Consider the following 26,248-nt stretch of genomic DNA (forward strand, 5'->3'; position numbering starts at 1 on the left):
CCGACTATAGCCCAAAGCGTTCGCATTTTCCAAGAATAAGTTGGCATAAACTTGTCGGTAAGCCGATATTTATACACAGGCCGTTTGAAAGTTTTTAAATTATCCACATTCATAAACAATCCACAAGCCGCTTTATCCTTGCAGTTTATTTTTAGATAAGTTTTTGAAAAATAATCGGGATAAAAGTTATACACAAAAAAATTGCCTGCTCATAATCATAATCTTTTTATATTTTAAATTTTAGTATTATTCTGTTTACGGCTTTTCAAGCCAAATAAAAACCTTAAGCTAACTTTTCAAAAAATTAAAAAGTTAAGGATTGTTAAAACACTGTAAATCGGGTAGAGTAATGCCCGATAAATTAACAATAACGGAGCTTCCTTCAATGAAAGGCGACATCGGTGTCATTGGTTTGGCCGTCATGGGTCAAAACCTGATTTTGAACATGAACGACCACGGTTTTAAAGTAGTGGCGTTTAACCGTACCACCAGTAAAGTAGACGATTTTTTAAATGGTGCCGCCAAAGGCACCAATATTATTGGCGCATATTCGCTGCAAGACTTGGTTGATAAATTAGAAAAACCACGCAAAATCATGATGATGGTGCGTGCAGGTGCAGTGGTCGATGATTTTATCGAACAATTGGTGCCTTTATTGGACCAAGGCGACATCATCATTGACGGCGGTAACGCCAATTATCCCGACTCTACCCGCCGCACACACGAGCTGGCGGCCAAAGGCATCCGCTTTATCGGTGCCGGTGTATCGGGTGGCGAAGAAGGTGCGCGCAATGGTCCTTCGATTATGCCGGGCGGCGACGAAAGCGCATGGCCGGAAGTGAAACCGATTTTCCAAGCCATCGCCGCGAAAACGCCTGAAGGCGAGCCTTGCTGTGATTGGGTTGGTCGTGATGGTGCCGGCCACTTTGTCAAAATGGTGCACAACGGCATTGAATACGGCGACATGCAGCTGATTTGCGAAGCCTACCAATTCATGAAAGACGGCTTGGGCTTGTCTTACGATGAAATGCACGACATTTTCAACGCGTGGAACCAAACCGAGTTGGATTCCTATCTGGTTGAAATCACAGCCGATATTTTGGGCTACAAAGACGAAAACGGCGAGCCGCTGGTTGAAAAAATTCTCGATACCGCCGGTCAAAAAGGCACCGGCAAATGGACTGGCATTAACGCCTTGGATTTGGGCATTCCGTTGACGCTGATTTCCGAAGCTGTGTTCGCCCGTTGCGTATCGGCATTCAAAGAACAACGCGTACAAACCGGCAAGCTGTTCGGCAAAACCATCACCCCAATCAGCGGCGACAAAGCCGAGTGGGTGGATGCTTTGCGCCAAGCGCTGTTGGCGTCAAAAATCATTTCTTACGCCCAAGGCTTTATGTTGATTCGCGAAGCCAGCGAAACCAACAACTGGGCGTTGAATTACGGCAACACCGCTTTGCTGTGGCGTGAAGGCTGCATTATCCGCAGCGCTTTCTTGGGCAACATCCGCGATGCTTACGAAGCCAATCCGGATTTGGTGTTCTTGGGTACCGATCCGTATTTTAAAGGCGTATTAGAAAGCTGCTTGCCGGCATGGCGCAAAGTGGTGGCCAAAGCGATTGAAAGCGGCATTGCTATGCCGTGTATGGCGTCAGCGATTACCTTCTTGGACGGCTACACCACCGAACGTTTACCGGCCAATCTGCTGCAGGCACAACGTGATTACTTCGGCGCACACACTTACGAGCGAACCGACCGTTCGCGTGGTGAATTTTTCCACACCAACTGGACTGGTACCGGCGGCGACACCGCGTCAACCACTTACGATATTTAATCAATTGTGGATAACTGATTTGCCTAAATCTGCTTTAATGGCTGATTGATTCAAGGCCGTCTGAAATCGGAAAGTATTTCAGACGGCCTTGATTTTATTCGTGATAAGTTTTTCCACATTGGATTTCAAAGTCAATAGAGAAAACTATTCATCTATCTTTTTGAATTAGCAATAAAAAATAAAATGCCGTCTGAACCTTTTAGACGGCATTTTAATATTGTTCACAAAATTATCCACAAGTTTTCAAGAAGTATTTTGGCATGGATACACCTTGATTCATCGAAACCTTATGAAATGAAGGCTACTCGATTGTGGATTGTTTGTTGAACCTTACACCAAATTCTGCGGCTGGCCTTTGACAAATTTATCCACATTATCCAGCAAAATATCAAACAAACGGTTGATGGCTTCGTGGCTTGCCCAAGCCATGTGCGGCGTAATAATCAAGTTGGGTAACCGTGCTTTGAGCAACGGATTACCATTGCGCGGCGGCTCTTCGGTCAACACATCAAACCCTGCACCGCCGATCTGACCGTATTTCAGGGCAGCGACTAAGGCGGTTTCATCAACCAAACCGCCGCGGCCGCAGTTAATCAAAATCGCGCCGGGTTTCATCTGTTTCAATTCGGTTTCACCAATCATATTGCTGGTTTGCTCGGTCAGCGGACAATGCAGCGAAATCACATCGGCCGTCTGAATGGCTTCATCAAACGACACATAACCTTCACGCACCGTTTCGGCATGTTTGTGTTCGCCGAAAACCACCTTCATATTGAAAGCTTCGGCATAGCGCGCCAAAGTTTGGCCGATGTTGCCGCGTCCAAAAATTGCCAATGTTTTGCCGTTTAAATCACGCATCGGCGCACCGTAATGGCAGAAAAACGGCGATTGTTCCCACAAGCCGGCTGCAACATCGCGTTGATAGGCAGGCAGGTTGCGGCTTAAGGCAATCATCAGCATAAAGGCGTGTTCCGCCACCGATTCATTGCCGTAAGCGCGCACATTCGCCACCGCCACACCGGCTTGTTTGGCTGCTTCGACATCGACATTGTTCACGCCGGTGGCCGCCACGGCAATCAGTTTAAGCTGTGGATTTTGCGCAATCGCTTCGGCGGAGACCACCACTTTGTTGGTCATCACGATGTCGGCGCCATTAATACGATCTAAGGCTTCGTGCGGCTCGGTGGCATCGTAGCAAATCAATTCATGTGGAAAATCAAAGGTAATGTCGCGCTCCAGCAGCGTGGCGCGGTCGAGCATGACGATTTTGAGCGGTTTCATATAATTTTCCTTTATGAGAAATTTTATAACGATTGTTTTAAGCTAAGGTTGAATAAAAATATCCAACTGTACGCATGATTTGCGAATCGTTATTATTTGTCTTAAATGATACAGGCCGAGTTTCAGACGGCCTTGGAGGACAATATTATGATTAAAACCATTACCTTTGCAATGCTTCATTTCGGCGTGGCCTTTAGCGTGGCCTATATTTTGACCGGCAGCATCGGCATTTCCAGCGCGGTGGCCTTGATTGAGCCGATGGTCAACACTGTGGTGTTTTATTTCCATGAAAAAGCATGGAACCGCTACGAGCGCCAAAAAACAAAAAGCAGGAAATGCTGCTGCCGCTGCATCAGTGTGTCGATGCGCAGAAAATGTGTTAAGCTAAACTTTTCTCCTCTCCAACGCAAAGAAGGAAACAGCATGAGCTTGATTATTGAAGACATCGAAGTCGGCAGCGGTAAAGAAGCCGTTAAAGGCAAAGAAATCACCGTACATTACACCGGTTGGTTGGAAAACGGCACCAAATTCGATTCCAGCGTCGACCGTGGTCAGCCTTTGACCATTATTTTGGGTGTCGGCCAAGTGATTCAGGGCTGGGACGAAGGTTTCGGTGGCATGAAAGAAGGCGGCAAACGTAAATTAACCATCCCTGCCGAAATGGGTTATGGCGCGCGCGGTGCCGGTGGCGTGATTCCGCCAAATGCAACGTTGATTTTTGAAGTAGAACTGTTAAAAGTTCATGACTAAATAATTGCTTATCTCAAAAGATGCCGTCTGAAAAAATATGCTTGCGTATTGTTCAGACGGCATTTTATTAGTTTACAGATGAATAAAATTAAGACATAAACATATTAGAGTATTGAATTTAAAAGTTAAATTTATAATTTATTGTGAACTTTTATTGCTCAAAACTTTCTTACAGAAACCGTATCGCTGTTGATACCGTGTTTGAAAACCATAAAGTAAGAAGGAAATCCCATGAAAAAATTTGCTGCATTATTGACTGCTGCCGCTTTGTCGGCCACTGTATTGGCTGCCCAGGCAGAAAAAGAAGCCGAAACCGCTGCGGTTGAAGTTCAAACTGAACAAGCTTCTGCACCTGTGACCTTTGAAGAAGTGGTTGAAAACGCCGCTGCTTCTGATGCAGCTGCCAGCGCAGCGAGTGCGGCAAGCGCGGCACAATAATCGTCATTTTTTGACAGATTAAATATAAACAGGCCGTCTGAATTATTTCAGACGGCCTATGTTTGTTTATCTCACTAAGGTAATTTAATTCGCAGTTAAATGTTCAGCCAACAGATTCAGCGCAAAATCCACCGCTTGGCGGCGCACGCTTTCCCGGTCGCCTTCAAATAAAGCCGTGCATTCGATGTTTTTCGCCGGTGTGGCCAAGCCGAACCAAACTGTGCCGACCGGTTTGTCTTTGCTGCCGCCGTTGGGCCCTGCAATACCGGAGATACTCAGCGCATAATCCGCCTGCGCCACCGCCTTTGCCCCGCGTGCCATTTCATGCACCGTTTCGCGACTGACTGCGCCGTGTTGCAACAAGGTTTCAGGCATCACGCCCAAGGTATTTTGTTTGGCTTGGTTGCTGTAGGTGACAAAGCTTTGGTGAAACCACTGCGAGCTGCCGGAAATGCTGGTAAACGCGGCCGACAATAAACCGCCGGTGCAGGATTCGGCGCTGGTGACAGTTTGACGGTGGTCGGACAAATATTGGGCGATGGTTTGAAGTGCTGTCATGAAGGTTCCTTTCGGGATAGATAGGATGGAAAACGAACTAGGGCTAAGACTTCAGGCCGTCTAAAAAGATTGTACGCGGTTTTAAAAACTAGGCCAAATAAAAACGGCCTGTGTTATCCACAGGCCGTCTGAAACCATTTATTTTTTCGCTTTAAACCCGAGCAAATGCTGCGTGGTGGCAAGCCAGGCGCCGAATACGCCCAGCGCAATCACAAAACCCAATACCAGCGCGATTTCGCTGCCATTGAAGAAGCGCCAGCCGATATTCAGGCCGTAAGGTTTGAAAATCGAATCGACCATCGGGCGCACGGTATTCAACAACCATGCACACAAGCCCAAGCTCACGGCGGCGGAGAATAAGCTCTGCCACACGGCTTGATACAGAAACGGGCGGCGGATAAATGAAGCCGGCGCACCCAACAGCTTGGTGATTTCAATTTCTTCTTTGCGGCTTAAGATTTGCAGGCGGATGGTGTTGTGTGCCACCAAAATAAACGCCATGCCTAAGGTAATCGCCAAAAACCACAAAATTTTGTGGATAAAATCATTGATTTGATACAGGGTATGCACCCATTCCGTATCCATGGTCGCCGATTCTACCATCGGCAGCTTCACCAAATCCTGATAAATCGCTTGCATTTGCGCCGGAGAAGAATTGGCATCGGGGGTAACGATAAACACATCCGGCAGCGGATTTTCATCCAGCATCGATACCAAATTCTGATCCAGATTCGATTGCAATTCTTCCAAACCGTCTTGCTTGCTGATGAAGCGCACCGTATCCAAACGCGTATCGCGTTGCAACAGATTCTGCACCGTATCCGTATCGGCTTTAGCCGCATCGGTGTCCATATACACGGTAATCTGCGGAGATTCGTTTAATTTGCCCAAAATGCTTTGGCCGCTTTGCACACCCAAATAGAGAAACAGCGGCAGGGTCATGGCAATCGCCAGCATCAGCAGGGTCAGCAAAGTGCCGACAGGCTGGCGAATTAAATCCTTCAGCGCGGTGCGTGCCGATTCGACGTGCAGCGAAACATAATGAATCAAACTCATGCCAAACGTCCTTTCTGCAGGCGGATGACGCGGTGGCCGTAATCGGCCATCAGCGTTTCATCGTGTGCCGCCACAATCACGGTGGTGCCCGCTTCGTGGAAGGTTTTGAATAATTCCATGATGTCGAGCGCGTAGGCACGGTCGAGGCTGGCGGAAGGTTCATCGGCAATCAAGAGGCTGGGCTGGTGTACCACCGCGCGGGCGATACACAAACGCTGCTGTTCACCGCCGGAAAGCGACACCGGCATATCCAATTCGCGGCCTTTCAAACCGACTTTTTCAATCGCAATGCGCGCGCGCTCTTCTGCTTTGGCCGGTTGGTAGCCGATGATGCGTAAGGGCAGAATCACGTTTTGCAGCACGTTGCGGTCGTAGAGAATTTTGTGGTCTTGGAACACAATGCCGATGTGTTGGCGCATAAAACCGATTTGGTTGTCGCTCAGTTCGCTCAAATCCTGCTTGTTGAACCACACTTTGCCTTCGGTCGGCTTGGTGATGCCCGAAATCAGCTTCAAAATGGTTGATTTTCCCGAGCCTGAATGGCCGGCGATGAAAATCATCTCGCCTTTGTTGATTTGAAAGCTGACGTTTTTTAAGGCTTCAAAACCACCGGGATAGGTTTTGGAAACTTGTTCGAAACGAATCATAACTCTTCCTGAAAAATGGTTTCAGACGGCCTGAAAATAAAGGGATTCAAAAAATTATCCACAAATTTTCCCCTGTTTTGCCGATGTTAATATGCATGCAACAACAGCGTTTCATTTGAGTGGTCAAACCCTGCTGCAGGCCGTCTGAAAAAATCGGATTTGCCCGATTATAAAGGCTTTGCGCCGTTTTGAACAATATTTGTTCGGCACGCTTACCATTAGACGGCAAAACCGCTGCACTATCGGCAGCGGCAGGGTGGATAAGGCTTGGCATTTTTATCCCGAATTTATCCACAGCTTATTATCAGCTTGGCAAGCCGGTGAAACAATAGGGTTTATTGGCTTTCGGCTGCTTTGAATTCTTCGTATTCGGTTTGATAAAGCGGGCCCAAGCGGTCGATTTGGGCTTTATCCAACACTTTACGCGCGTCAACGAAAATTTCGTCTTCTTCTTCCTTCAAATGATGCTCAACGGTTTCGATTAATTCTTCCGCCGTTTCCAGCCAGCGGCTCTCGCCGGTGCGCCCGTCGCTCAAGGTGGCGATTAATTCGTCCATTTCGTGATGCTCGGCAATGGCGTGGCGGGCGATTTCCATGCCGTCATCGTATTGCATCAGCGGCAGATACAGATGGCGCTCTTCCGCTACCGCATGCGCCACCAATTCAAGGCGCAAGGCTTCGTATTTTTTCTTTTTCGTTTCCCACTGCTTGGCTGCAGCCAATTCGCCGCACAGCTTGCGTTGCACGTCGTGGTTTTCGATTAAGGCGTTAAAAATATCCATCTGTGGCTCCTGTTCTGCTTTGTTTGTTGTTGTATGAACCACTTATAACACAAAACGGTGACACCTGATATGCCAAACCGCCGAAGCGGCGGCAAATCTTATTTGCACTTGGCTTGGGCGGCTTTTAAGGCAGCGGTCAGGCTTTTGGCGTTGACTTCGCCGGTGATGGTTTGTTTGTAACCGCATTTGGGCGCTTCCACCACGGTAAACGGCAACACGCCGACTTGGTTGCCGAACGATTTCATAAATTGGCGGCTACTGGTGCCGCTGTAGCGCCAAATCGGATAGCTCACCGGCGTGGTTTTCAAAAATTTGCCGATGTTGTCGGTGGAATCCAGCGCAATGCCGACCATATCGACGCTGCCTTTTTTCTGCGCTTTATACCATGCCGACATTTCCGGCATTTCCTTACGGCACGGGCCGCACCACGTTGCCCACAGGTTCACCACGCGCACAGGCGCTTTCAGGTTTTGCAACGATTGCGGCGCGGTGCTGTTCCACATTTGCAAATCGGCAGCGAATGCGTTGGCAGAGAAGAAAGTCAGGGAAGCGAAAATCAGGGCGGATAATGTTTTCATGGTCGTGGCCCAAATCATGAGGTTGATAACATGCCTATTGTAAACCTTTCAGACGGCCAATGTTTTGGTTCAAGTCAAGGTGTTGGATTTTTGCACAAAAATGAGATTTATTCCCAATGACTCATCAACATGGTTGAGTAAAGCCACAATGGGGTTGATAATAAGACGATTCACCATAGGAAGATCATCATGCCGTCTGAATGGATTTTGTATCACAACAACCGCTGCAGCAAATCGCGTGCGGCCTTGGCTTTATTGGAATCACACGCAATTGAAGCCGAAACGGTGCATTATTTGACCACGCCGCCGGATTTGGCGACCTTAACCGAGATTTTCCGCAAACTCGGTTTGGACGATGTGCGCGGCATGATGCGCGTGAAAGACGATTTATACAAAGAATTGGGTTTAAACGCACCCGATATCGACAATGACGCGCTGCTTGCTGCCATTGCTGAGCATCCTGCCTTGTTGGAGCGCCCGATTTTGGTCGGCCGCGAACGCGCCGCGATTGGCCGTCCATTGGAAAACATCGAAGCCTTATTGGCATAACCTGATATTGAGAGGCCGTCTGAATCATGCCCCATTTGTTCCACAGTCGAACCGGCTTGCGCTTCTATTTGTTGCGCGGTCTGGCACTCAGCGTATTGCTGGTGCTGGCGATGTTTGCCGCGACGGTTTGGCAGGTGTACCGCATGGGCAATCAGACGCTGCCGAAAGATTTTCATGCCGATGCGGCGGTGGTATTGGGCGCGGCAGCGTGGGACAAACGCCCGTCACCTGTGTTCCGCGAGCGCATCAACCATGCGATTACGCTGTATCAAAGCCAGCGTGTGGATAAAATCATTTTCACCGGCGGCACACCGAAAAAAGGCTTCATGACCGAAGCCGAAGTCGGGCGGCGTTATGCCATCAAGCAAGGCATTCCGGCGCGGCATATTGTGTTTGAAAACACCTCGCGCAACACTTATGAAAACCTGCAAAATATCCAGCCCTTATTGCGCCCCAACGGCATTGAAACGCTGGTTATCGTGAGCGATCCTTACCATTTGGCACGGGCGCAGGCGATTGCCAAAAATTTCGGCATGAATGCCGCCGTTTCCGCCACACCGACCACGCTTTACGATGCCGGTAAAGAGCGCGACAAATTCTTACTGCAGGAAAGCTATGCCTTGTTTCTCTACCAATTTGAAAGCTGGAGTGACAAAATCTGGAATATCCTCACCCGCCGCCATTGAGTTGTCCATTTATCCACAGGCCGTCTGAACACGCATTCAGACGGCCTGTGAATTGTTCAAACCGCCTGAAAACAGTACAATAACCTCTTTCATCAGCACCGCATTAGGAAAACCATCATGACCGTCAAAACCCGTTTTGCCCCGAGCCCGACCGGCTACCTCCACATCGGCGGCGTGCGCACCGCCTTGTTTTCATGGGCGTATGCACGCAAGCACAAAGGCGAATTCCTGCTGCGCATTGAAGATACAGATTTGGCGCGTTCTACCGCCGAATCAGTCAACATCATTTTAGACGGCATGAATTGGGTCGGCCTGCATTACGATAACGCCGATAATGTCGTGTACCAAACCCGCCGTTTCGACCGCTATAAAGAAGTCATCGCCCAGCTCTTAGAAAGCGGCCACGCGTATCATTGCTATTGTTCCAAAGAAGAATTGGAAGCCATGCGCGAACAGGCCGAGAAAGAAGGCACCGCCACTTACGACCGTCGCTGGCGTCCGGAAGCAGGCAAAACCCTGCCGCAAATTCCCGAAGGCGTAGAGCCGGTGGTGCGTTTCAAAACCCCGCTGGAAGGCGCGACCGCGTGGCACGATTTGGTGAAAGGCGACATCAGCATTCCCAACGAAGCGCTGGACGATTTGATTATCGCCCGCGCCGATGGCACACCGACTTACAATTTCTGCGTGGTGGTGGACGATTACGACATGGGCGTGACCCATGTGATTCGCGGTGACGACCATGTCAACAACACCCCAAAACAAATCAACATCTTAAAAGCCATCGGTGCCACTTTGCCGGAATACGCCCACCTGCCGATGATTCTCAACGAGCAAGGCAAAAAAATCTCCAAACGCAGCGGCGACACCGTGGCGATTACCGATTTCGGCGCGATGGGCATTTTGCCTGAAGCCATGCTGAACTACTTGGCACGCTTGGGCTGGGCGCACGGCGACGATGAATTTTTCACCATGGAACAATTCATCGAATGGTTTGATTTGAAAGACGTTTCCCCATCGCCAAGCCGTATGGATTTGAAGAAACTCTATTGGATTAACGGCGAACACATCAAAATCACGCCGAATGACCAGTTGGCCGAATTGCTGCAAGAGCGTCTGGCCGTGCGTGGCTTGACCGACACCAGCCAGCCGCCGCTGGAAGACGTGTTGGCCTTGGTAAAAGACCGTGTGCAAGATTTGAACACGCTGGCCGATGAGTGTTTGTATTTCTACCAAAAACAAACACCTAGTGACACCGATGTGCAAAAACATTGGGACGACGAAGCCGCCGCGCGTATGCTGCGCTTTGCCGACAAGCTCGAAGGCGTGGCCGAATGGAATGCCGAGTCGATTCACGATTTGTTCAAGCCGTTCTGCGACGAAGAAAACATCAAAATGGGCAAACTCGGCATGCCGCTGCGTCTGGCCGTGTGCGGCACCGCCAAAACCCCGAGCGTGGACGAAGTATTGGCCTTAATCGGCAAAGAAGAAGTGTTGCGCCGTATCCGCAGCTAAGTTGTGGATGATTTTTGTTTGATTCAATAACAGGCCGTCTGAAACCTTACGCAAAGTGTTCAGACGGCCTCGATTATGCTACATTATCCGGCAAGCCCCATCTTTAAAGGACGCACCCATGAAAAGATTTCTGACTATCGCCGTGTTGGCGGTATCCGCAGCCGCCTATGCCGGTCCTGCCGAAGATGCCTTGCTCTCGGCGCAATCCGCTTACCGCAGCGCCCTGAAAGCGCAAAACGACAACGACAGCAAACTGATTACCCTGCAAACCAATTTAGCCGATGCGCAAAAACGCGCCCAACAAGCGCAGGAAGACATCACTCGTTTGCAAAGCGAAATTCAAGCGGCAACCGCGGTGAAAACCCAACAAGCAACGGTGTTGCAGCAAGCCGGCCAGCAGCTGGATTCGGCTTGGAACGCGGTTTACGGCCCGGGCGGCACCAAAGCTAACCAATAGGCATGAGAAAAGGGAACTGATAAACAGTTCCCCTTTTTTATTCAATCTGTTATATCATAAAGCTGTATCATCTCAATGACATTTCCATGAATTGCCGTATTATTCCCTTATTGTCCGAACACATCGCCCCGCTTGCCCAAGCCTTGCATACCGAATGGCACGATTTTGCGCCGTGGGCAGATGTGGCGAAAATCCATGCGTATTACCAAACCTGCCTAAACGATGCGCCGCTGCCTGTGGCTTTTGCCGCAGTAGATGAACAAGGCCGTCTGAAAGGTTCGGCCGCGCTCAAACGCCACGACATTCAAGCTTTCAGCAATTATGAATATTGGTTGGGCGATGTGTTTGTGTTGCCCGAATATCGCGGCGAAGGCGTAGGCAAACAATTGGTGCAACATTGCTTGACCGCTGCCCGCGAGATGAAATTGCCAAGCCTCTATTTATACACACCCGATATGCAGGCTGTGTATGCCAAATTCGGCTGGCAGGAAATCGCGCAACATTGGTACAACGGCGAAACGGTATCGATTATGAAATTGGATTTGTGATAAATCTCAGCAAGTGTAGGTCGGATACTCGTATCCGACATTCTAAAAATGCCGTCTGAAAGATAAAACTTTTCAGACGGCATACTGACAATCGGTTCGCCACCTTGGCAGCCTAGGATTTTCAAATCTTCCTATGGTATTTCGGCGATAAACCGGCTAGGCTCTGGAAATTGCTATGTGCCTTGCTGTAGCTTTAAGAATGTCGGATACAAGTATCCGACCTACGATTTGCTGGATTCTTACAAAGATACAAGGCCGTCTGAAAACATATGTTTCAGACGGCCTTTACTTATCCACAATCAAGCGATATTACGCGCCGCGTTTTTCCAAAATTGCGACGGCAGGCAATTCTTTGCCTTCCAAGAATTCCAAGAACGCGCCACCGCCGGTGGAAATGTAGCTGATTTGGTCAGTGATGCCGAATTTGGCAATCGCCGCCAACGTGTCGCCGCCACCGGCAATCGAGAAGGCTTGGCTCTCGGCAATGGCTTTGGCCACGGCTTCGGTGCCGCCGGCGAATGGGTCGAATTCAAACACGCCGACTGGGCCGTTCCACACGATGGTACCTGCGTTTTTCAACACTTCGGCCAAAGCTTGCGCCGATTGCGGGCCAACGTCCAAAATCATGTCGTCTGCGGCCACATCGTCAATCGATTTGGTTTCGGCTGCGGCGGTTTCGGCAAATTCTTTGGCGGTCACCACATCACTCGGCAGCGGTACAGAGCCGCCTTTGGCTGCCATTTTGGCCAAGATTTTTTTCGATTCTTCCACCAAGTCGGCTTCGGCTAATGATTTGCCGATGGCTTTGCCTTCTGCCAGCAGGAAGGTGTTGGCGATGCCGCCGCCGACAATCAGTTGATCCACTTTGTCGGCCAATGATTCCAAAATGGTCAGCTTGGTCGATACTTTGCTGCCGGCCACAATCGCCACCAACGGGCGCGCCGGTTCTTTCAAGGCTTTGCCCAAGGCATCGAGTTCGCCTGCCATCAATACGCCTGCGCAGGCCACCGGTGCGGCTTGTGCCACGGCTTCGGTTGAGGCTTGGGCGCGGTGGGCGGTGCCGAATGCGTCGTTGACGAACACGTCACACAAAGCGGCGTAGGCTTTGCCCAATTCCAAATCGTTTTTCTTTTCGCCTTTGTTGATGCGCACGTTTTGCAGCATGGCAATTTCACCGACTTGCAGTTTAGGTGCGTTGTCACGCCAGTCGTTCAACACCTTGACTTCTTTGCCCAAGAGTTTGCCCAAATGCGCGGCCACAGGGGCAACATCGTCTTCCGGCTTGAATTCGCCTTCGGTCGGGCGGCCGAGATGGGTCATCACGATTACCGCTGCGCCGTTGTCCAAGCAGTAGCGGATGGATTCGAGCGAGGCGCGGATGCGGGTGTCGTCGCTGATTTGGCCGTCTTTAAACGGGACGTTCATGTCGGCGCGGATCAGAACGGTTTTGCCGTTGACGTTTTGGTCGGTCAGTTTCAAAAATGCCATGATGTTTCCTTTATATGAATGGAAAAAAGCGGATGAAATCAGGGCTATTATCCGCCATCACGGAAATCGGGTAAAGGGCTTGGGCCGTCTGAACACGCTACTGTGAAACCGTGCAAACGCGCTTTATCATTTTGATAGAAATGTTTATCATTCCATCAATTGCAACGATGAGGAAAACCATGTTACGCAAAACCGTCTGGCTGGCCGTGCTGGCCATTGCCGTGCCTGTGTGGGCGCAAACGTTGTCGCAAACCCTGCCTAATGGGTTGAAAGTGATTGTCAAAGAAGACAAGCGCGCGCCGGTGGCGGTGTCGCAGCTTTGGTATAAGGTCGGCAGCGTCGATGAAAAACCGGGAAAAAGCGGCCTGAGCCATGCGCTGGAGCATATGATGTTTAAAGGCACGCCGTCGGTGCCTGCGGGCGAATTCAACCGCCGCATTTCGGCTTTGGGCGGTGAACTCAACGCCTACACCAACCGCAGCGAAACCGTGTATTACGAGAACATTTCCGCCGCCAACCTGCCGGAAGTGTTGAAACTCGAAGCCGACCGCATGCAGAACCTCAATTTCAGCGACAAAGACTTTATCAATGAAATGAGTGTGATTCGGGAAGAACGCCGCCAGCGCACCGAAGACACCGCCGCCGGCAAAATGTGGGAACACGTTTTTCTTAATAGTTTCACCAAGCCGTCGATGCGCGCCAGCGTGATTGGTTACATGGACGATTTGCACACGCTTAAAGCCGACGATTTGCGCGATTGGTACCGTCAGTTTTACGCGCCCAATAATGCCACTTTGGTGATTGTCGGCGATGTCGATGCCAAGCAAACCATTCAGACGGCCGCACAATTATTCGGCAGCATTCCCGCCAAAACCCTGCCGCCGCGCAACGATTTGAGCGAAGCTTTTGAGCGCGAGCCGGTGTTTGCTGAGACCACTTCCGCCGTGACCCGCCAGCCTTTGGTGGCTTTGTCTTACCGCGTACCTGCCTTGCAGAACATCAGCGACACGCTGCCTTACGCGCTGGATGTGTTGAGCGATATTTTGTCGGGCAATTCGTCCAGCCGCTTGGATAAAAATCTCGTGCGCGGCAAGCAAATCGCTTTGAGTGTGGGCGTGAACTACGATATTTTGAGCCGCGAAATGCCGCTGTTTAACGTGGTGGCCATGCCGAGCAACGGCGTGAGCGAACAGGATTTGCTGGCCGCCATGCGCGCCGAAATCCAAGACATCGCCGACAACGGCGTGGGCAAGGACGAACTCAAACGCGTCAAAACCCGCATGATGAGCAGCGAAATCTACGCACGCGATTCCATGACTTCGCAAGCCTCCTTGATGGGGCGCTTGGAAACACGCGGTTTCCGTTACAGCGATGAAGCCGAAATCCGCCGCCGCCTGCAAAAAGTGACCGCCGCCGACGTGCAGGCTGCCGCCAAATTGCTGACCGACAAGCGCTCCAGCGTGGTCGTTGTGAAACCGCAAACAGCAGCGAAATAATCCACAGGCCGTCTGAAACATTCAGACGGCCTCAACCGAAAGGCTAACCATGTATTCTAAAACTTTACTGCTCGCGCTGGCCGCCCTGCCGCTGACCGCCCAAGCCGCTGCCGACATTCAGCGCTGGACGACACCGGAAGGCACGCAGATTCTGCTGGTCGAGCGCAGAGAAAATCCGATTGTTGATATGGAAATCAGCTTCAAAGGCGCAGGCGGCGTGTTCAATCCGTCGGGCAAAAGCCAAGTGGCCGAATTTACCGCCGCGCTGCTGACCGATGGCACGAAAACGCTGGACGAAGAAGCCTTCAACGAAAAAGCCAACGACATCGCCGCTAATATCGGCAGTGGCAGCGGCCATGAAACTGCCACCATCGGTTTCCGCAGTTTGAGTCAAGCCAAAAACCTGAACCAAACTTTGGCCTTAATCAACGAATCCTTAACCGCGCCGCGCTTCGATCCGGCCGTATTTGCTCGCCGCCAAAAGCAAGCGGTTACTGCCTTGCAGCAGCAGGAAACCACGCCCGATTTTACCGCCGAGCGCGCGTTTACCAAGCTTGCGTATCCGAACCATCCTTACGGCAGCGATGCGTATGTGACGGTGGACAGCCTGAAAGCCGTCACGCTTGACGACATCCGCGCGTTCCACCGCACCCATTACGGTAAAGACAACGCCGTGGTGGCGATTGTTGGCGATGTCAACCGCCGCCAAGCCGAAAAAATGGTGCAAACCGCATTAAAAGGCTTGCCGAACACCAGCCAAGCAGGCAGCGAGATTGCGCCGGTGCAAGCACAAACTGCCCAGCGCCGCGACATTCCGTTTGCCGGCGAGCAGGCGCAAATCATTTTGGGCATGCCGCTGATTAAACGCCACGACCCCGATTATTACGCTTTGGTGGCAGGCAATTATGTGTTGGGCGGCGGTGGTTTCGACAGCCGCTTGATGAACCGCCTGCGCGACCAAAAAGGCTATACCTACGGTGTGTACAGCAGCCTGATGCCGCTAACCGAAGCAGGCGTGTTCAGCATTGGTTATTCGACACAAAAGAAAAACACCCGCGCTTCTTTGGCCGATGTGCAGGCGGTGGTGGAGCAATTCATAGCCGAAGGGCCGACCGAAGCCGAGTTGAAACAGGCCAAAGCCAACATCATCGGCAGCTTCCCGCTGCGCTTTGATTCCAATGCCAAGCTGCTGAAATACTTAAGCCTGATTGGTGTACATAATCTGGAAAGCAGCTATTTGCAAGACTACCCGAAAGCGGTGGAACAGCTCACCACCGCGCAAATCAAAGATGCCTGGCAGCGTCGGCTGAAATTCAGCGATTTGCATGTTGTGGTGGTGGGTGCGCAATAAACTTGGTTTGATGATCCACAGGCCGTCTGAAAGGTTTCAGACGGCCTGTTTTTTTTTTCATCAAGCCCAAGACCTTGGCAACATCACTGTCTTTGGCGCATTTCTTCATTGTGTGATGTTACAACGTTGAGTTGTACTTAAATCTACGGTTTTGCAAAGATTTCACCATATTTTTTGATGAAAATTTTACATTTTCGTGACACAGAATTGTGTAAGATAGCAAAATTCAACTAAGGGAATCATTCTCATTTATTCCCAAATAGCATAGGGCGCTGGCAACGCTGTATGATTTTTATTTCAAACAACTATAAAAACCGAGTGTAAGGAAAAACAATGACATTAGAAATCGGTTTAACTTTATTCATTACCGCGGTGGCGATTGTGCTGTTTGCCACTGAAAAAGTGCGCATGGACGCGGTGGCGATATTGCTGATTGTGTCGCTGGCGGCAACAGGCTTAATCGATGGCAAAGATGCCTTGAGCGGCTTTAGCAATTCATCAACCATCACCGTGGCGGCGATGTTTATTCTCGCCGCCGGCCTGCAACACAGCGGTGCGCTCAACCGCATAGGCCAAATGCTTGGGCGGGTGAAATCGCCGTTGATGTTTTTGCTGGTGATGTTTGTTTCGGCGACGGTGATGTCGATGTTCATCAGCAATACCGCCGTGGTGGCGGTGTTTATCCCGATTGTGCTGGCATCGGCCTACAAAATCGGCATGGCGCCGTCAAAAGCCTTGCTTCCTTTGTCGTTGGTGGCGCAGATGGCCGGTTTGACCACGCTGATTGGCACATCAAGCAACCTGCTGGTCAACGGCATTGCCGAGCAGCAGGGCGCGGCCGATTTTGGCGTGTTTGATTTTACCCTGTTCGGCTTGCTGCTTTTAGCCGCCGGTTGCGTGTATTTATTGCTGGTGTACCGCTTCCTGCCTGATACCGGCATGCAGGAAAACGACAGCCGTTCCAATGGTCATTATGTGGCTGAGTTCCAAGTGAAACAAGATTCGCTGCTCATCGGCCAAACCATCAGCGATTCGGCCATGCGCAAAGAATTTCATGCCTTTCCGCTGGCTTTAATCCGCCGTGGTGAAAAATTATCGCTGCCCGCGCATCAGATGGTGCATGTGGACGATGTGTTGCTGATTCGCGCCGAACCGGAAAACCTGCTCGGCTTGCAGCAGCAATTTGGTTTGGAGCTGCACGACAATCAGGACAACAGCCATCAGGAAGAGCAGGATTTGGTGGTGGTTGAAGCCATGATTGCGCCCGGTTCCGATTGGGCGCAAGAGCGGCTGGATACGCTGCAAGACGATGGTTGGAGTCGCAGCGTGCAGGTAATCGGCGTGCAGCGGCGCGGTAACATTGTGCGCAAACAATTAGGCCGTCTGAAATTCAAAGTCGGCGATATTTTATTGTTGCTGGTGCCGCGCAAAGACATCGACGATTTCCGCCGCGACTCGGCTTTTATCGTGTTGGCCGAAGGTGAAAAACCGATGCCGAACAGTTGGCGCGCGCCGTTTTCCATTGTGGTGATGCTGGCGGTGGTGATTGTGGCCGCCTTGGAATGGGCGCACATCAGCATGACTTCGATGATGGGTGCGGTGGCGATGGTGGCTGCAGGCTGCTTGAGTGCCGAAGCTGCCTATAAAGCGATTAACTGGCGGATTATTATTCTGTTGGCCGGTTTGCTGCCTTTGGGCTTGGCCATGACTGAAACCGGCGCGGCGCAATATGTGGTCGATCACACTGTCGGCTTGGTGAAAGATTCCGGCCCCTTGTTGGCATTGGGCGCACTGTATTTGGTGACCAAGCTGCTAACCGAATTCATGAGCAATTCCGGCGTGGCGGTGTTGTTTGCGCCGATTGCCATTTCCACGGCCAAAATGCTCGGCGTGAGTCCGGAGCCGTTTCTGATTGCGGTGATGTTCGCTGCCGGTGCCAGCCTGATGACGCCGGTCGGTTATCAGACCAATACCATGGTGTACGGCGCAGGCGGCTACCGCTTCGGTGATTTTGTGAAAATCGGTTTGCCGCTGAATGTGATTTTGATGGAGCTGACTTTATTGTTGATCCCGATGTTTTGGCCGTTTGAAGGATAAAAAAATGCCGTCTGAAAGTTTCAGACGGCCTTTGTTTGAATAAAGCTAACGCAGACTTTGCCAATATGCCCACGCTGCTTGCAGCATATCGCGCTGCTCAACTTCATGGCCGTATTCCGCTTCGATATTGATGTAGCCAATGCCATGTTTGGCCGCATAGACCGACAGCGAGCCGTCATCGGCCACGTCTTCCGTTTGCTGCACCACATTGAAGCCGCGGCTTTGGAAAAATGCAAACGCGCGTGGGTCATTGACGTAAAAATAATCGTCTTCGTCGTGTTGCGGGTGGATAAACACCGGTGCATCGGTTCCGGCCAAAGGCTCAAGCGCATAGCTTTCGATGTTGGTGGCGCCATCGGTGTTGTTGTGCATGGCGATGATGAATTTGGCCGGTTGCAAGGCGCTTAACACCGCATCGGCAAAGGCAGCGGCGGTATGTGCGGCGGCTTCATCAAGGCCGTCTGAAAGCGTGACGGTGCGGCCTTGCGGCGAATAGATGCGGTTGGGGTCGAAATCGGCATATGATTCGCCGCTGCGAAACGAAATGCGGCGCGTGCCACGGTGTTCCAACGCAATCAGGCACACCGGATAGCGGCGCACCGCTTCGAGCGCAACCTGCTTGGCGGTGTATTCGTTGTCGTGCGGGTGAAACAAATACACGCCCGCCGCTTCGGGGTGGCAATAGCGCGTAATCTGCACCGTATCCGCCGCGCTCAAGGGGTAAACTTGGCGGTGGATGGTGGGTTCGGCAGCCCATGCGGGCAGGGCGCAGATGAGCGATAAAGCAAGCAGCAGGCGCAATTAATGCTCCCAAGTGGCGTAAGGGTGTTTGCTCAGATAAGCGTTGGTGAATTTGCCGTCGGACGTGATTTCTTCGCCCAGCCAATCGGGGCGGGCAAACACGGCATCTTCAGACGGCAATTCGATTTCCGCCACAATCAATGGTGCGTTGTCGCCAAAATATTCGTCGATTTCGTAGAGAAAACCTTCAAATTCGACGCGGTAACGGCGTTTTTCCATCTTAAACGGGCACATCGTTGCCATCATCGTTTGCGCGTGCGCCAGCGGGATGTCATATTCAAATTCGCTGCGGCTCACATCAGAAATATAGCCTTTCAGCGTCAGCCACGCTTGGTCATCAATAATGCGCACGCGGATGGTGCGCTCTTTTTCTACACTCAGATAACCTTGCTGCAGCGTTTGCGGCGCCGATGCAATATCGCGCCAATCATCGTTTTTCAATAAAAAACGGCGTTCGATTTCAACAGACATTTTTCAGACGGCCTTTCAAAACGGTTTAAACACCACCAAATACAGCGCCAAAAGCATCAGCAACACCGGCACTTCATTAAACACGCGATAAAACTTATGCGAATGGCGGCAGGCATGCTGCTCGAATCGGCGCAGGTGGGCGCGGCAGATGTGTTGGTAGCCAATCAGTAAAATGCCCAAAGTGGCCTTGCCATGCACCCAGCCCATAGACCACCAGCCGTTGATAAACGGAATCACCAAGCCGCAAATCACGGCCAACAGCCCCAAAGGAGACATAAATTTATACAGCCGCTGCGCCATGCCGAGCAGTCGCGCGTATTCGGCGGCTTCGGTTTGCGGATTGACCTGCGCCAAATTCACATAAATGCGCGGCAGGTAAAACAGCCCGGCAAACCAAGAAATAATGAAGAAAATATGCGCCAGTTTTAACCATAAATACATTTTCAGACGGCCTCCTAATCAGATAAACGTTATTGTAGCCTTAAATCCACACATGCCGCCAAAATCCGCGCTGTTTTTCGCATCAAACCCGTATTTCCGACAATTTTATAGAATGCAGTGCACAATTTGGCCGCGATTCGCTGCGGTATGATGGAGATGTATGACAGATTTTGCTAAAATAAAATGAAGAAAATATACCATGTGATTATGCAGATTAAGATAATCACCCCACAATTACGGAAAAATAAAGCATGAAACAATTTGAAATCAACAGCGGCGTGAAAAAACGCCTGAATGACTATTTGGCGGCAAAGCAAACCGACTTGAAAACCGCGATGGACAACCAAACCACCAACGGCGAAGTGGCCGCGATTATCCACGAAGGTTTGCCGATGATGGTGCGCAAAATTTATTCGTTGGAAAAAATGAAAGATTTTTTCTGGAACAAAAAAGACCTGATGGTCGAATTCGTTGCCATGCGTTTGGCGGCGGCAGATAAAGCCAAACCGGCGAAGAAAAAGCGTTAAGCCGACAGTATTGCTACATTCATTTGATAGCATAAAATAATTATCCCAAATTATAACAAAGGCCGTCTGAAACCCTTTTCAGACGGCCTTTGTTATAATCCCCTTTATTTATCCGAAAAGAGACGGCCATGTCTGCACCCAATCCCACCATCGCCGCCATCGCCACTGCGCCCGGCCGCGGCGGCGTCGGCGTGATTCGTTTGTCCGGCAAAGATTTGCTGCCTTTGGCACAGGCATTGAGCGGTGGTAAAACGCCCAAGCCGCGCGTGGCTTTGTACACCGATTTCCTCGATGCCGACGGCCAAGCCATCGACAACGGCCTAATGCTCTATTTCGCCGCGCCCGCCAGTTTTACCGGCGAAGACGTGATTGAATTGCAAGGCCACGGCGGGCCGGTGGTGATGGATATGTTGTTGCAGCGCTGTTTCGCCCTCGGTGCCAAAGCCGCCGAGCCGGGTGAATTCACCAAACGCGCTTTTCTCAACAACAAGCTCGACTTGGCGCAGGCCGAGAGCGTGGCTGATTTAATTGATGCCTCGAGCAAATCCGCCGCCCGCATGGCTTTGCGTTCGCTCAAAGGCGCGTTCTCGCAGCATATTCACGCGCTGGTCGATGATTTGATTACGCTCAGAATGCTGGTCGAAGCCACGCTGGATTTTCCCGAAGAAGACATCGATTTTCTCGAAGCCGCCGATGCGCGCGGCAAGCTGGCCGGTTTGCAAGGCCGTCTGAAAACTGTGTTGGCCAGTGCCGAACAAGGCGCGATTTTGCGCGAAGGCATGAATGTGGTGCTGGTCGGTGCGCCGAATGTGGGCAAATCCAGCCTGCTCAACGCTTTGGCCGGCGACGACATCGCCATTGTCACCGATATTGCCGGCACCACGCGCGATACCGTGCGCGAACAAATCACGCTCGATGGCGTGCCGGTGCACATCATCGACACCGCCGGCCTGCGCGAAACCGACGACGTGGTCGAGCAAATCGGCATCCAGCGCAGCCAAAAAGCCGTCAACGAAGCCGATGTGGCGCTGATTCTGATTGACCCGCGCGAAGGCATCAACGCCAAAACCCAAGCCATTCTCAACGGCCTGCCCGAAGGCTTGAAGCGCATCGAAATCCACAACAAAGCCGATTTGACCGGCGACACCGTGGAAAAAATTTCAGACGGCCTCACGCCAACCGGTGCCGATACCTTAATCAAACTTTCCGCTAAAACCGGCCAAGGCTTGGATTTGCTCAAACAAGCCTTGTTGCAGGAAATCGGCTGGCAGGGCGAAAGCGAAAGCCTGTTTCTCGCCCGCAGCCGCCACCTGACTGCCTTGCACGCTGCCGAAGCCGAGCTGGAAAACGCGGCATTGTGCGGCAACCATCAAATCGAGCTCTTGGCCGAACACCTGCGCTTGGCACAAGTAGCGTGCAGCGAAATCACCGGCGAATTTACTGCCGATGATTTATTGGGCGTGATTTTTTCGCGTTTTTGTATTGGTAAATAACATCAGGCCGTCTGAAAGATAAGTATTCAGACGTCCTTAATACTCTTTCACCACAAAGGATAGTCGCCATGAAAAGTTTATGGATGGTATTGCCGCTGCTCATACTCAGCGCCTGCCAACAGCCCACACCAGCGGCCAAGCCGGACACCACGTTTACCACTAAATCCTGCCACAGCCGCGTCTGCACCCGCGAATACGACCCCGTATGCGCCACCATCGAGCAGGGCGGGCGCACGGTAGAACAGTCGTTCGGCAATCCGTGCAGCGTGTGCAGCGACAGCGGCAAGATTATCAAGGTCAGCCGCGGCGCGTGTGGTAGTTTGCGTTAAACCCATCAGAAAAAGGCAAAGGTCTCAGGCCGTCTGAAAGATGATTTTCAGACGGCCTTTTGCGGTATAATTCCCCATCTTTATTTGATTGTTTCCAAAGCATAAACCATGACACGAAAAATTCTAGTGACTTCCGCCCTGCCGTATGCCAACGGCAGCATCCACTTAGGCCACATGGTCGAACACATCCAAACCGATATTTGGGTGCGTTTTCAAAAATTGCGCGGCCACGAGTGCTACTACTGCTGCGCCGACGATACCCACGGCACGCCGGTGATGCTGGCGGCGCAAAAGCAAGGTTTGCAGCCGGAAGACATGATTGCCAAAGTGCGTGAAGAGCATTTGGCCGACTTTACCGGCTTCGGTATCGGCTACGACAATTACTACAGCACCCATTCGCCTGAAAACAAAGCGTTTTCCGAAGAAATCTACCGCGCCTTAAAAGCCAACGGCAAAATCGAAAGCCGCGTCATCGAGCAGCTTTTCGACCCTGAAAAACAAATGTTCCTGCCCGACCGCTTCGTCAAAGGCGAATGCCCGAAATGCCACGCCAAAGACCAATACGGCGACAACTGCGAATCCTGCGGCACTACCTACGCGCCGACTGAATTGATTAACCCGTATTCCGCCGTATCCGGTGCCACGCCGGTGTTGAAAGAATCGAAACACTTCTTCTTCAAGCTGGGCGAATGCGCCGATTTCCTGCAAGAGTGGACTTCCGGTACCAACGCCTTGGGCAAACCGCATTTGCAGCCCGAAGCCTTGAACAAAATGAAAGAATGGTTGGGCGAAGGCGAAGAAACCTCGCTGTCGGATTGGGACATTTCCCGCGACGCACCTTACTTCGGCTTTGAAATCCCCGATGCGCCGGGCAAATATTTTTATGTGTGGCTGGACGCACCGGTGGGCTACATGGCCTCGTTTAAAAACCTGTGCGACCGCATCGGCTTGGATTTCGACGAATTTTTCAAAGCCGACAGCCAAACCGAAATGTATCACTTCATCGGTAAAGACATTTTGTATTTCCACGCGCTGTTTTGGACGGCGATGCTGAAATTTTCCGGCTACCGCACACCGAGCGGCATTTTCGCCCACGGATTTTTGACTGTGGACGGCCAAAAAATGTCCAAATCGCGCGGCACGTTTATCACCGCCAAATCCTATTTGGACCAAGGCCTGAATCCGGAATGGATGCGCTACTACATCGCCGCCAAGCTCAACAGCAAAATCGAAGACATCGATTTGAACCTGAACGACTTTATCAGCCGCGTGAATAGCGATTTGGTCGGCAAATATGTCAACATTGCCGCCCGCGCTTCCGGTTTCATCGCCAAACGTTTTGAAGGCCGTCTGAAAGACGTATCCGATAGCGAATTGCTGGCCAAGCTCACCGCCCAAAGCGAAGCCGTTGCCGAGCAATACGAAAACCGCGAATACGCCCGCGCCCTGCGCGACATCATGGCTTTGGCTGACATCGTGAACGAATACGTTGATGCCAACAAACCTTGGGAATTGGCCAAACAAGAAGGTCAAGACGCGCGCCTGCATGAAGTGTGCAGCGAATTAATCAACGCCTTTGCCGTGTTGACCGCCTACCTGGCACCGGTATTGCCGAAAGTGGCCGAAAACGCCGCCAAATTCCTGAATCTGGACGCGATTACCTGGGCAAACACCCGCCAAACCTTGGGCGAACACGCCATCAACAAATACGAACACCTCATGCAACGAGTGGAGCAACAACAAGTGGACAACTTAATCGAAGCCAACAAACAAAGCATCCAAGCCGCCGTCGAAGCCGCGCCTGCCGAAGCGGGCAAATTCGCGCCGGTGGCCGAGCAAGCCAGCTTTGATGACTTTATGAAAATCGACATGCGCGTGGCCAAAGTGCTGAACTGCGAAGCGGTAGAAGGCAGCACCAAATTGTTGAAATTCGACTTGGATTTCGGCTTTGCGCAACGCGTGATTTTCTCCGGCATCGCCGCCTCTTACCCAAATCCGGCCGAACTCAACGGTCGCATGGTGATTGCCGTGGCCAACTTTGCCCCGCGCAAAATGGCCAAATTCGGCATGAGCGAAGGCATGATCTTGAGCGCGGCCACATCTGAAGGCAAACTGAAATTGCTGGATGTCGATGCCGGTGCGAAACCGGGCGATAAAGTCGGCTAAGGCCGTCTGAAAGCGGCTAGGAGATTGTCGCCGCTTTTTAAGCAATAAACAGGCCGTCTGAAAACTTAGTCTTCAGACGGCCTGTTTCGTTTATCAGGCTGCGCCGTAAAACTTCGCCGTTCACGGCGGAGATATAAGGCGCGGACTGCGTAGCAGTCCTAAAACCGTTGATATTCAGTTAATCAGGCGTTTTCTGCTGTTCAATATACTGCCGAATAATCGTAATCGGCGCACCACCACAGCTACCTGCAAAATAAGACGGCGACCACAACGCACCGCCCCATAATTTTTGTTTGATGCTTGGATAATTTTTCTGTCTAATCATGCGGCTAGATACACCTTTCAAGCTGTTCACCAGTTTTGAAATAGACACTTTGGGCGGATAGTTCACAAGTAAATGAACATGGTCATCTTCGCCGTCAAATTCCACCAGTTGCGCTTCAAAATCGGTGCAGACGCTCTCAAAAATACCGCGCATATCGTCCAAAATTTCTTTTGTGAACACTTTTCGGCGATATTTTGCGACAAATACCAAATGTACATGAAGATTAAAAACAACGTGCCGACCACGTCTTAAATCAGTTTCTTTTTCCATAGACCAAGTGTAAAATTGCTAAAAATTCCATTATCCATGAAATCATGTTAATACTCAAAACATTCAAATTTGAACTGATGCCAAACGGCGAGCAAATCCGCAAAATGAAACAATTTTGCGGTTGTTCGCGTTTCGTATTCAATCGTGCTTTGGCGTATCAAAACGAACAATATCAACAAGATAATTCGTTCAAATTTAGCTACACCAAAATCGCAAATTTGCTGCCTGAATGGAAACGAGAATTAGACTGGCTAAAAGACTGCCACAGCCAAGTTTTGCAGCAAAGTTTGAAAGACTTGGAAAGCGCATTCAAAAACTTCTTTGCCAAACGCGCAGATTTCCCCAAATTCAAACGCAAAGGCGAAAAAGACAGTTTCCGCTTTCCGCAAGGCTGTAAATTGGAGCAGCAAAATAATCGTATCTATTTGCCCAAAATCGGTTGGGTGCGCTATCGCAACAGCCGACACGTTTCAGGCAGCCTGAAAAACGTAACCGTATCGCAAAAATGCGGTAAATGGTTTGTATCTATGCAAACCGAAACCGAGCAGGAAATCGCGCAGCCAAACGGTGGCGAAACTGGGATTGATATGGGTGTTGCCAAATTTGCAACATTGTCCAATGGTCAGTTTTTTGAGCCAATCAACGCATTCAAAACGTTGAAAGGCAAACTAGCAAAACTGCAAAAACAGTTCAAACACAAAACCAAATTCAGCAAAAACTGGCAGAAACTGAAAGCAAAAATCAGCCGTTTGCACCACAAAATCAGCAATATCCGTAAAAACTACCTGCACCAAATCAGCAGCGCAATCAGCCAAAACCACGCGATTGTGTATGTGGAAGATTTGCAGGTGGCGAATATGTCCAAATCCGCTAAAGGCAACGCCGTGCAGCATGGAAAAAACGTTGCTGCCAAATCAAGCTTAAACCGTGCGATTTTAGACCAGTCTTGGTTTGAGTTTCGCCGTCAGTTGGACTATAAGCTGTTGTGGCGCGGTGGGCATTTGGTGGCTGTTCCGCCACAAAATACCAGTCGTTGTTGCCCAGCTTGCGGACATACTGCCAAAGATAACCGTCAAACACAGGCAAACTTTGAATGTGTGCAATGTGGCTATCAAAACAATGCGGATATTGTGGGTGCAATCAATGTGTTAAAGCGCGGTCAAGAGATTTTGGCAGCGCAAAAGTAAAATGAAGTTTCAGGGCAGGACGTGCCCGTAGCGTCTGTGAAGTGAACCGTGCAGTAAGGCGGTCAGCAGCAGAAACCCACCGAAGCGATTTGTGAATGGCTCAATGCCGTTCACAAATCGCCGTAGGAAT

At 50.8% G+C, this 26,248-nt stretch carries 27 protein-coding genes and 1 pseudogene; 17 read left to right on the plus strand and 11 right to left on the minus strand.

The genetic code is table 11. From position 1 onward, the window contains the following. The first annotated feature begins 385 nt into the window (after nt 1–385). Nucleotides 386–1,834, plus strand: coding sequence for a decarboxylating NADP(+)-dependent phosphogluconate dehydrogenase (gnd, locus tag GJV52_RS05660; protein WP_095502212.1), 1,449 nt, complete (start codon nt 386–388; stop codon nt 1,832–1,834). A 330-nt stretch (nt 1,835–2,164) separates the two neighbouring features. Here gnd and GJV52_RS05665 read toward each other — a convergent pair whose 3' ends face one another. Beyond that, nucleotides 2,165–3,115 carry a D-2-hydroxyacid dehydrogenase gene (locus tag GJV52_RS05665; protein WP_100564033.1) on the minus strand — a complete coding sequence of 317 codons (951 nt, stop codon included), beginning with the start codon at nt 3,113–3,115 and terminating at the stop codon, nt 2,165–2,167. 147 nt (nt 3,116–3,262) lie between these two features. On the opposite strand from GJV52_RS05665, the pseudogene GJV52_RS13225 reads away from it, so the two are divergent. The 3 genes and pseudogenes from GJV52_RS13225 to GJV52_RS05675 all read left to right on the plus strand — a co-directional run bounded on the left by GJV52_RS13225 (nt 3,263) and on the right by GJV52_RS05675 (nt 4,303). Then, nucleotides 3,263–3,498: pseudogene (locus GJV52_RS13225) on the plus strand (DUF2061 domain-containing protein). Between the two features lie 40 nt (nt 3,499–3,538). Continuing rightward, nucleotides 3,539–3,865, plus strand: a complete 327-nt coding sequence (locus GJV52_RS13230; RefSeq protein ID WP_095502215.1) for an FKBP-type peptidyl-prolyl cis-trans isomerase — start codon at nt 3,539–3,541, stop codon at nt 3,863–3,865. 231 nt (nt 3,866–4,096) lie between these two features. Beyond that, nucleotides 4,097–4,303 carry a hypothetical protein gene (locus tag GJV52_RS05675; RefSeq protein ID WP_095502216.1) on the plus strand — a complete coding sequence of 69 codons (207 nt, stop codon included), beginning with the start codon at nt 4,097–4,099 and terminating at the stop codon, nt 4,301–4,303. 84 nt (nt 4,304–4,387) lie between these two features. On the opposite strand, the gene GJV52_RS05680 is transcribed toward GJV52_RS05675, so the two are convergent. From GJV52_RS05680 to GJV52_RS05700, 5 genes are all read right to left on the minus strand, one after another. Beyond that, nucleotides 4,388–4,861, minus strand: coding sequence for a CinA family protein (locus GJV52_RS05680; RefSeq protein WP_095502217.1), 474 nt, complete (start codon nt 4,859–4,861; stop codon nt 4,388–4,390). Nucleotides 4,862–4,999: 138 nt separating this feature from the next. Next, entirely contained in the window at nt 5,000–5,917 is a 918-nt protein-coding gene (gene ftsX / locus GJV52_RS05685; RefSeq protein ID WP_095502218.1) for a permease-like cell division protein FtsX, read from the minus strand. After that, nucleotides 5,914–6,564 carry a cell division ATP-binding protein FtsE gene (gene ftsE, locus GJV52_RS05690; protein ID WP_095502219.1) on the minus strand — a complete coding sequence of 217 codons (651 nt, stop codon included), beginning with the start codon at nt 6,562–6,564 and terminating at the stop codon, nt 5,914–5,916. Before ftsE ends, ftsX begins: the two co-directional genes overlap by 4 nt. Before the next feature lie 335 nt (nt 6,565–6,899). After that, nucleotides 6,900–7,346: a hemerythrin domain-containing protein gene (locus GJV52_RS05695; protein ID WP_100564037.1), complete on the minus strand. Its 447-nt coding sequence runs from the start codon at nt 7,344–7,346 to the stop codon at nt 6,900–6,902. A 98-nt stretch (nt 7,347–7,444) separates the two neighbouring features. Next, complete coding sequence (locus tag GJV52_RS05700) at nt 7,445–7,924, minus strand: TlpA disulfide reductase family protein (protein ID WP_100564055.1); 480 nt, start codon at nt 7,922–7,924, stop codon at nt 7,445–7,447. 189 nt (nt 7,925–8,113) lie between these two features. Here GJV52_RS05700 and arsC point away from each other — a divergent pair, with 189 nt between their 5' ends. The 5 genes from arsC (at nt 8,114) to GJV52_RS05725 (ending at nt 11,676) form a co-directional block, all read left to right on the plus strand. Next, nucleotides 8,114–8,473 (plus strand): arsenate reductase (glutaredoxin), encoded by a 360-nt coding sequence (gene arsC / locus GJV52_RS05705; RefSeq protein WP_095502222.1) that lies wholly within the window; start codon nt 8,114–8,116, stop codon nt 8,471–8,473. Nucleotides 8,474–8,499: 26 nt separating this feature from the next. Further along, a complete protein-coding gene (locus GJV52_RS05710) occupies nt 8,500–9,159 on the plus strand; it encodes a YdcF family protein (RefSeq protein WP_095502223.1) in 660 nt (219 codons plus the stop codon). Between the two features lie 117 nt (nt 9,160–9,276). Then, nucleotides 9,277–10,671: a glutamate--tRNA ligase gene (gene gltX, locus GJV52_RS05715; protein WP_095502224.1), complete on the plus strand. Its 1,395-nt coding sequence runs from the start codon at nt 9,277–9,279 to the stop codon at nt 10,669–10,671. Nucleotides 10,672–10,789: 118 nt separating this feature from the next. After that, nucleotides 10,790–11,128, plus strand: a complete 339-nt coding sequence (locus GJV52_RS05720; RefSeq protein ID WP_100564039.1) for a hypothetical protein — start codon at nt 10,790–10,792, stop codon at nt 11,126–11,128. An 86-nt stretch (nt 11,129–11,214) separates the two neighbouring features. Then, entirely contained in the window at nt 11,215–11,676 is a 462-nt protein-coding gene (locus GJV52_RS05725) for a GNAT family N-acetyltransferase (RefSeq protein ID WP_095502226.1), read from the plus strand. Nucleotides 11,677–11,985: 309 nt separating this feature from the next. Here the strand turns inward: GJV52_RS05725 and GJV52_RS05730 are convergent, their stop codons facing one another. Further along, nucleotides 11,986–13,164 carry a phosphoglycerate kinase gene (locus GJV52_RS05730; protein WP_095502227.1) on the minus strand — a complete coding sequence of 393 codons (1,179 nt, stop codon included), beginning with the start codon at nt 13,162–13,164 and terminating at the stop codon, nt 11,986–11,988. A gap of 179 nt (nt 13,165–13,343) precedes the next feature. Between GJV52_RS05730 and GJV52_RS05735 the strand changes: the two genes are divergently transcribed. The 3 genes from GJV52_RS05735 to GJV52_RS05745 all read left to right on the plus strand — a co-directional run bounded on the left by GJV52_RS05735 (nt 13,344) and on the right by GJV52_RS05745 (nt 18,108). Then, nucleotides 13,344–14,660 (plus strand): M16 family metallopeptidase, encoded by a 1,317-nt coding sequence (locus tag GJV52_RS05735; protein ID WP_100564041.1) that lies wholly within the window; start codon nt 13,344–13,346, stop codon nt 14,658–14,660. Nucleotides 14,661–14,709: 49 nt separating this feature from the next. Further along, nucleotides 14,710–16,011 (plus strand): M16 family metallopeptidase, encoded by a 1,302-nt coding sequence (locus GJV52_RS05740; protein WP_100564043.1) that lies wholly within the window; start codon nt 14,710–14,712, stop codon nt 16,009–16,011. 333 nt (nt 16,012–16,344) lie between these two features. Continuing rightward, nucleotides 16,345–18,108, plus strand: a complete 1,764-nt coding sequence (locus GJV52_RS05745) for an SLC13 family permease (RefSeq protein WP_100564045.1) — start codon at nt 16,345–16,347, stop codon at nt 18,106–18,108. Between the two features lie 45 nt (nt 18,109–18,153). Here GJV52_RS05745 and GJV52_RS05750 read toward each other — a convergent pair whose 3' ends face one another. The 3 genes from GJV52_RS05750 to GJV52_RS05760 are packed head-to-tail and all read right to left on the minus strand — an operon-like array spanning nt 18,154 to nt 19,821. Beyond that, nucleotides 18,154–18,909 (minus strand): hypothetical protein, encoded by a 756-nt coding sequence (locus tag GJV52_RS05750; RefSeq protein ID WP_100564047.1) that lies wholly within the window; start codon nt 18,907–18,909, stop codon nt 18,154–18,156. After that, nucleotides 18,910–19,380 carry a CYTH domain-containing protein gene (locus GJV52_RS05755; protein ID WP_095502232.1) on the minus strand — a complete coding sequence of 157 codons (471 nt, stop codon included), beginning with the start codon at nt 19,378–19,380 and terminating at the stop codon, nt 18,910–18,912. Nucleotides 19,381–19,395: 15 nt separating this feature from the next. Beyond that, the gene (locus GJV52_RS05760) at nt 19,396–19,821 is read right to left on the minus strand and encodes a CopD family protein (protein WP_095502233.1); all 426 of its coding nucleotides are present in this window, start codon (nt 19,819–19,821) and stop codon (nt 19,396–19,398) included. Nucleotides 19,822–20,072: 251 nt separating this feature from the next. On the opposite strand from GJV52_RS05760, the gene GJV52_RS05765 reads away from it, so the two are divergent. From GJV52_RS05765 to metG, 4 genes are all read left to right on the plus strand, one after another. Further along, complete coding sequence (locus GJV52_RS05765; protein ID WP_095502234.1) at nt 20,073–20,348, plus strand: hypothetical protein; 276 nt, start codon at nt 20,073–20,075, stop codon at nt 20,346–20,348. Nucleotides 20,349–20,476: 128 nt separating this feature from the next. Beyond that, nucleotides 20,477–21,841: a tRNA uridine-5-carboxymethylaminomethyl(34) synthesis GTPase MnmE gene (mnmE, locus tag GJV52_RS05770; RefSeq protein ID WP_100564049.1), complete on the plus strand. Its 1,365-nt coding sequence runs from the start codon at nt 20,477–20,479 to the stop codon at nt 21,839–21,841. Between the two features lie 68 nt (nt 21,842–21,909). Beyond that, on the plus strand, nt 21,910–22,170 hold the full coding sequence (locus GJV52_RS05775) for a Kazal-type serine protease inhibitor family protein (protein ID WP_100564051.1): 261 nt from the start codon (nt 21,910–21,912) through the stop codon (nt 22,168–22,170). A 108-nt stretch (nt 22,171–22,278) separates the two neighbouring features. Next, nucleotides 22,279–24,336 carry a methionine--tRNA ligase gene (metG, locus tag GJV52_RS05780; protein ID WP_100564053.1) on the plus strand — a complete coding sequence of 686 codons (2,058 nt, stop codon included), beginning with the start codon at nt 22,279–22,281 and terminating at the stop codon, nt 24,334–24,336. 178 nt (nt 24,337–24,514) lie between these two features. On the opposite strand, the gene tnpA is transcribed toward metG, so the two are convergent. Continuing rightward, nucleotides 24,515–24,931 carry an IS200/IS605 family transposase gene (gene tnpA, locus GJV52_RS05785; protein ID WP_095503171.1) on the minus strand — a complete coding sequence of 139 codons (417 nt, stop codon included), beginning with the start codon at nt 24,929–24,931 and terminating at the stop codon, nt 24,515–24,517. Between the two features lie 44 nt (nt 24,932–24,975). Here tnpA and GJV52_RS05790 point away from each other — a divergent pair, with 44 nt between their 5' ends. Next, a complete protein-coding gene (locus tag GJV52_RS05790) occupies nt 24,976–26,118 on the plus strand; it encodes an RNA-guided endonuclease InsQ/TnpB family protein (protein WP_095503172.1) in 1,143 nt (380 codons plus the stop codon). Nucleotides 26,119–26,248 lie beyond the last annotated feature (130 nt).

Origin of the sequence: Neisseria brasiliensis (genome assembly GCF_009671065.1) — a bacterium.
Classification (GTDB): Bacteria; Pseudomonadota; Gammaproteobacteria; order Burkholderiales; family Neisseriaceae; genus Neisseria; species Neisseria brasiliensis.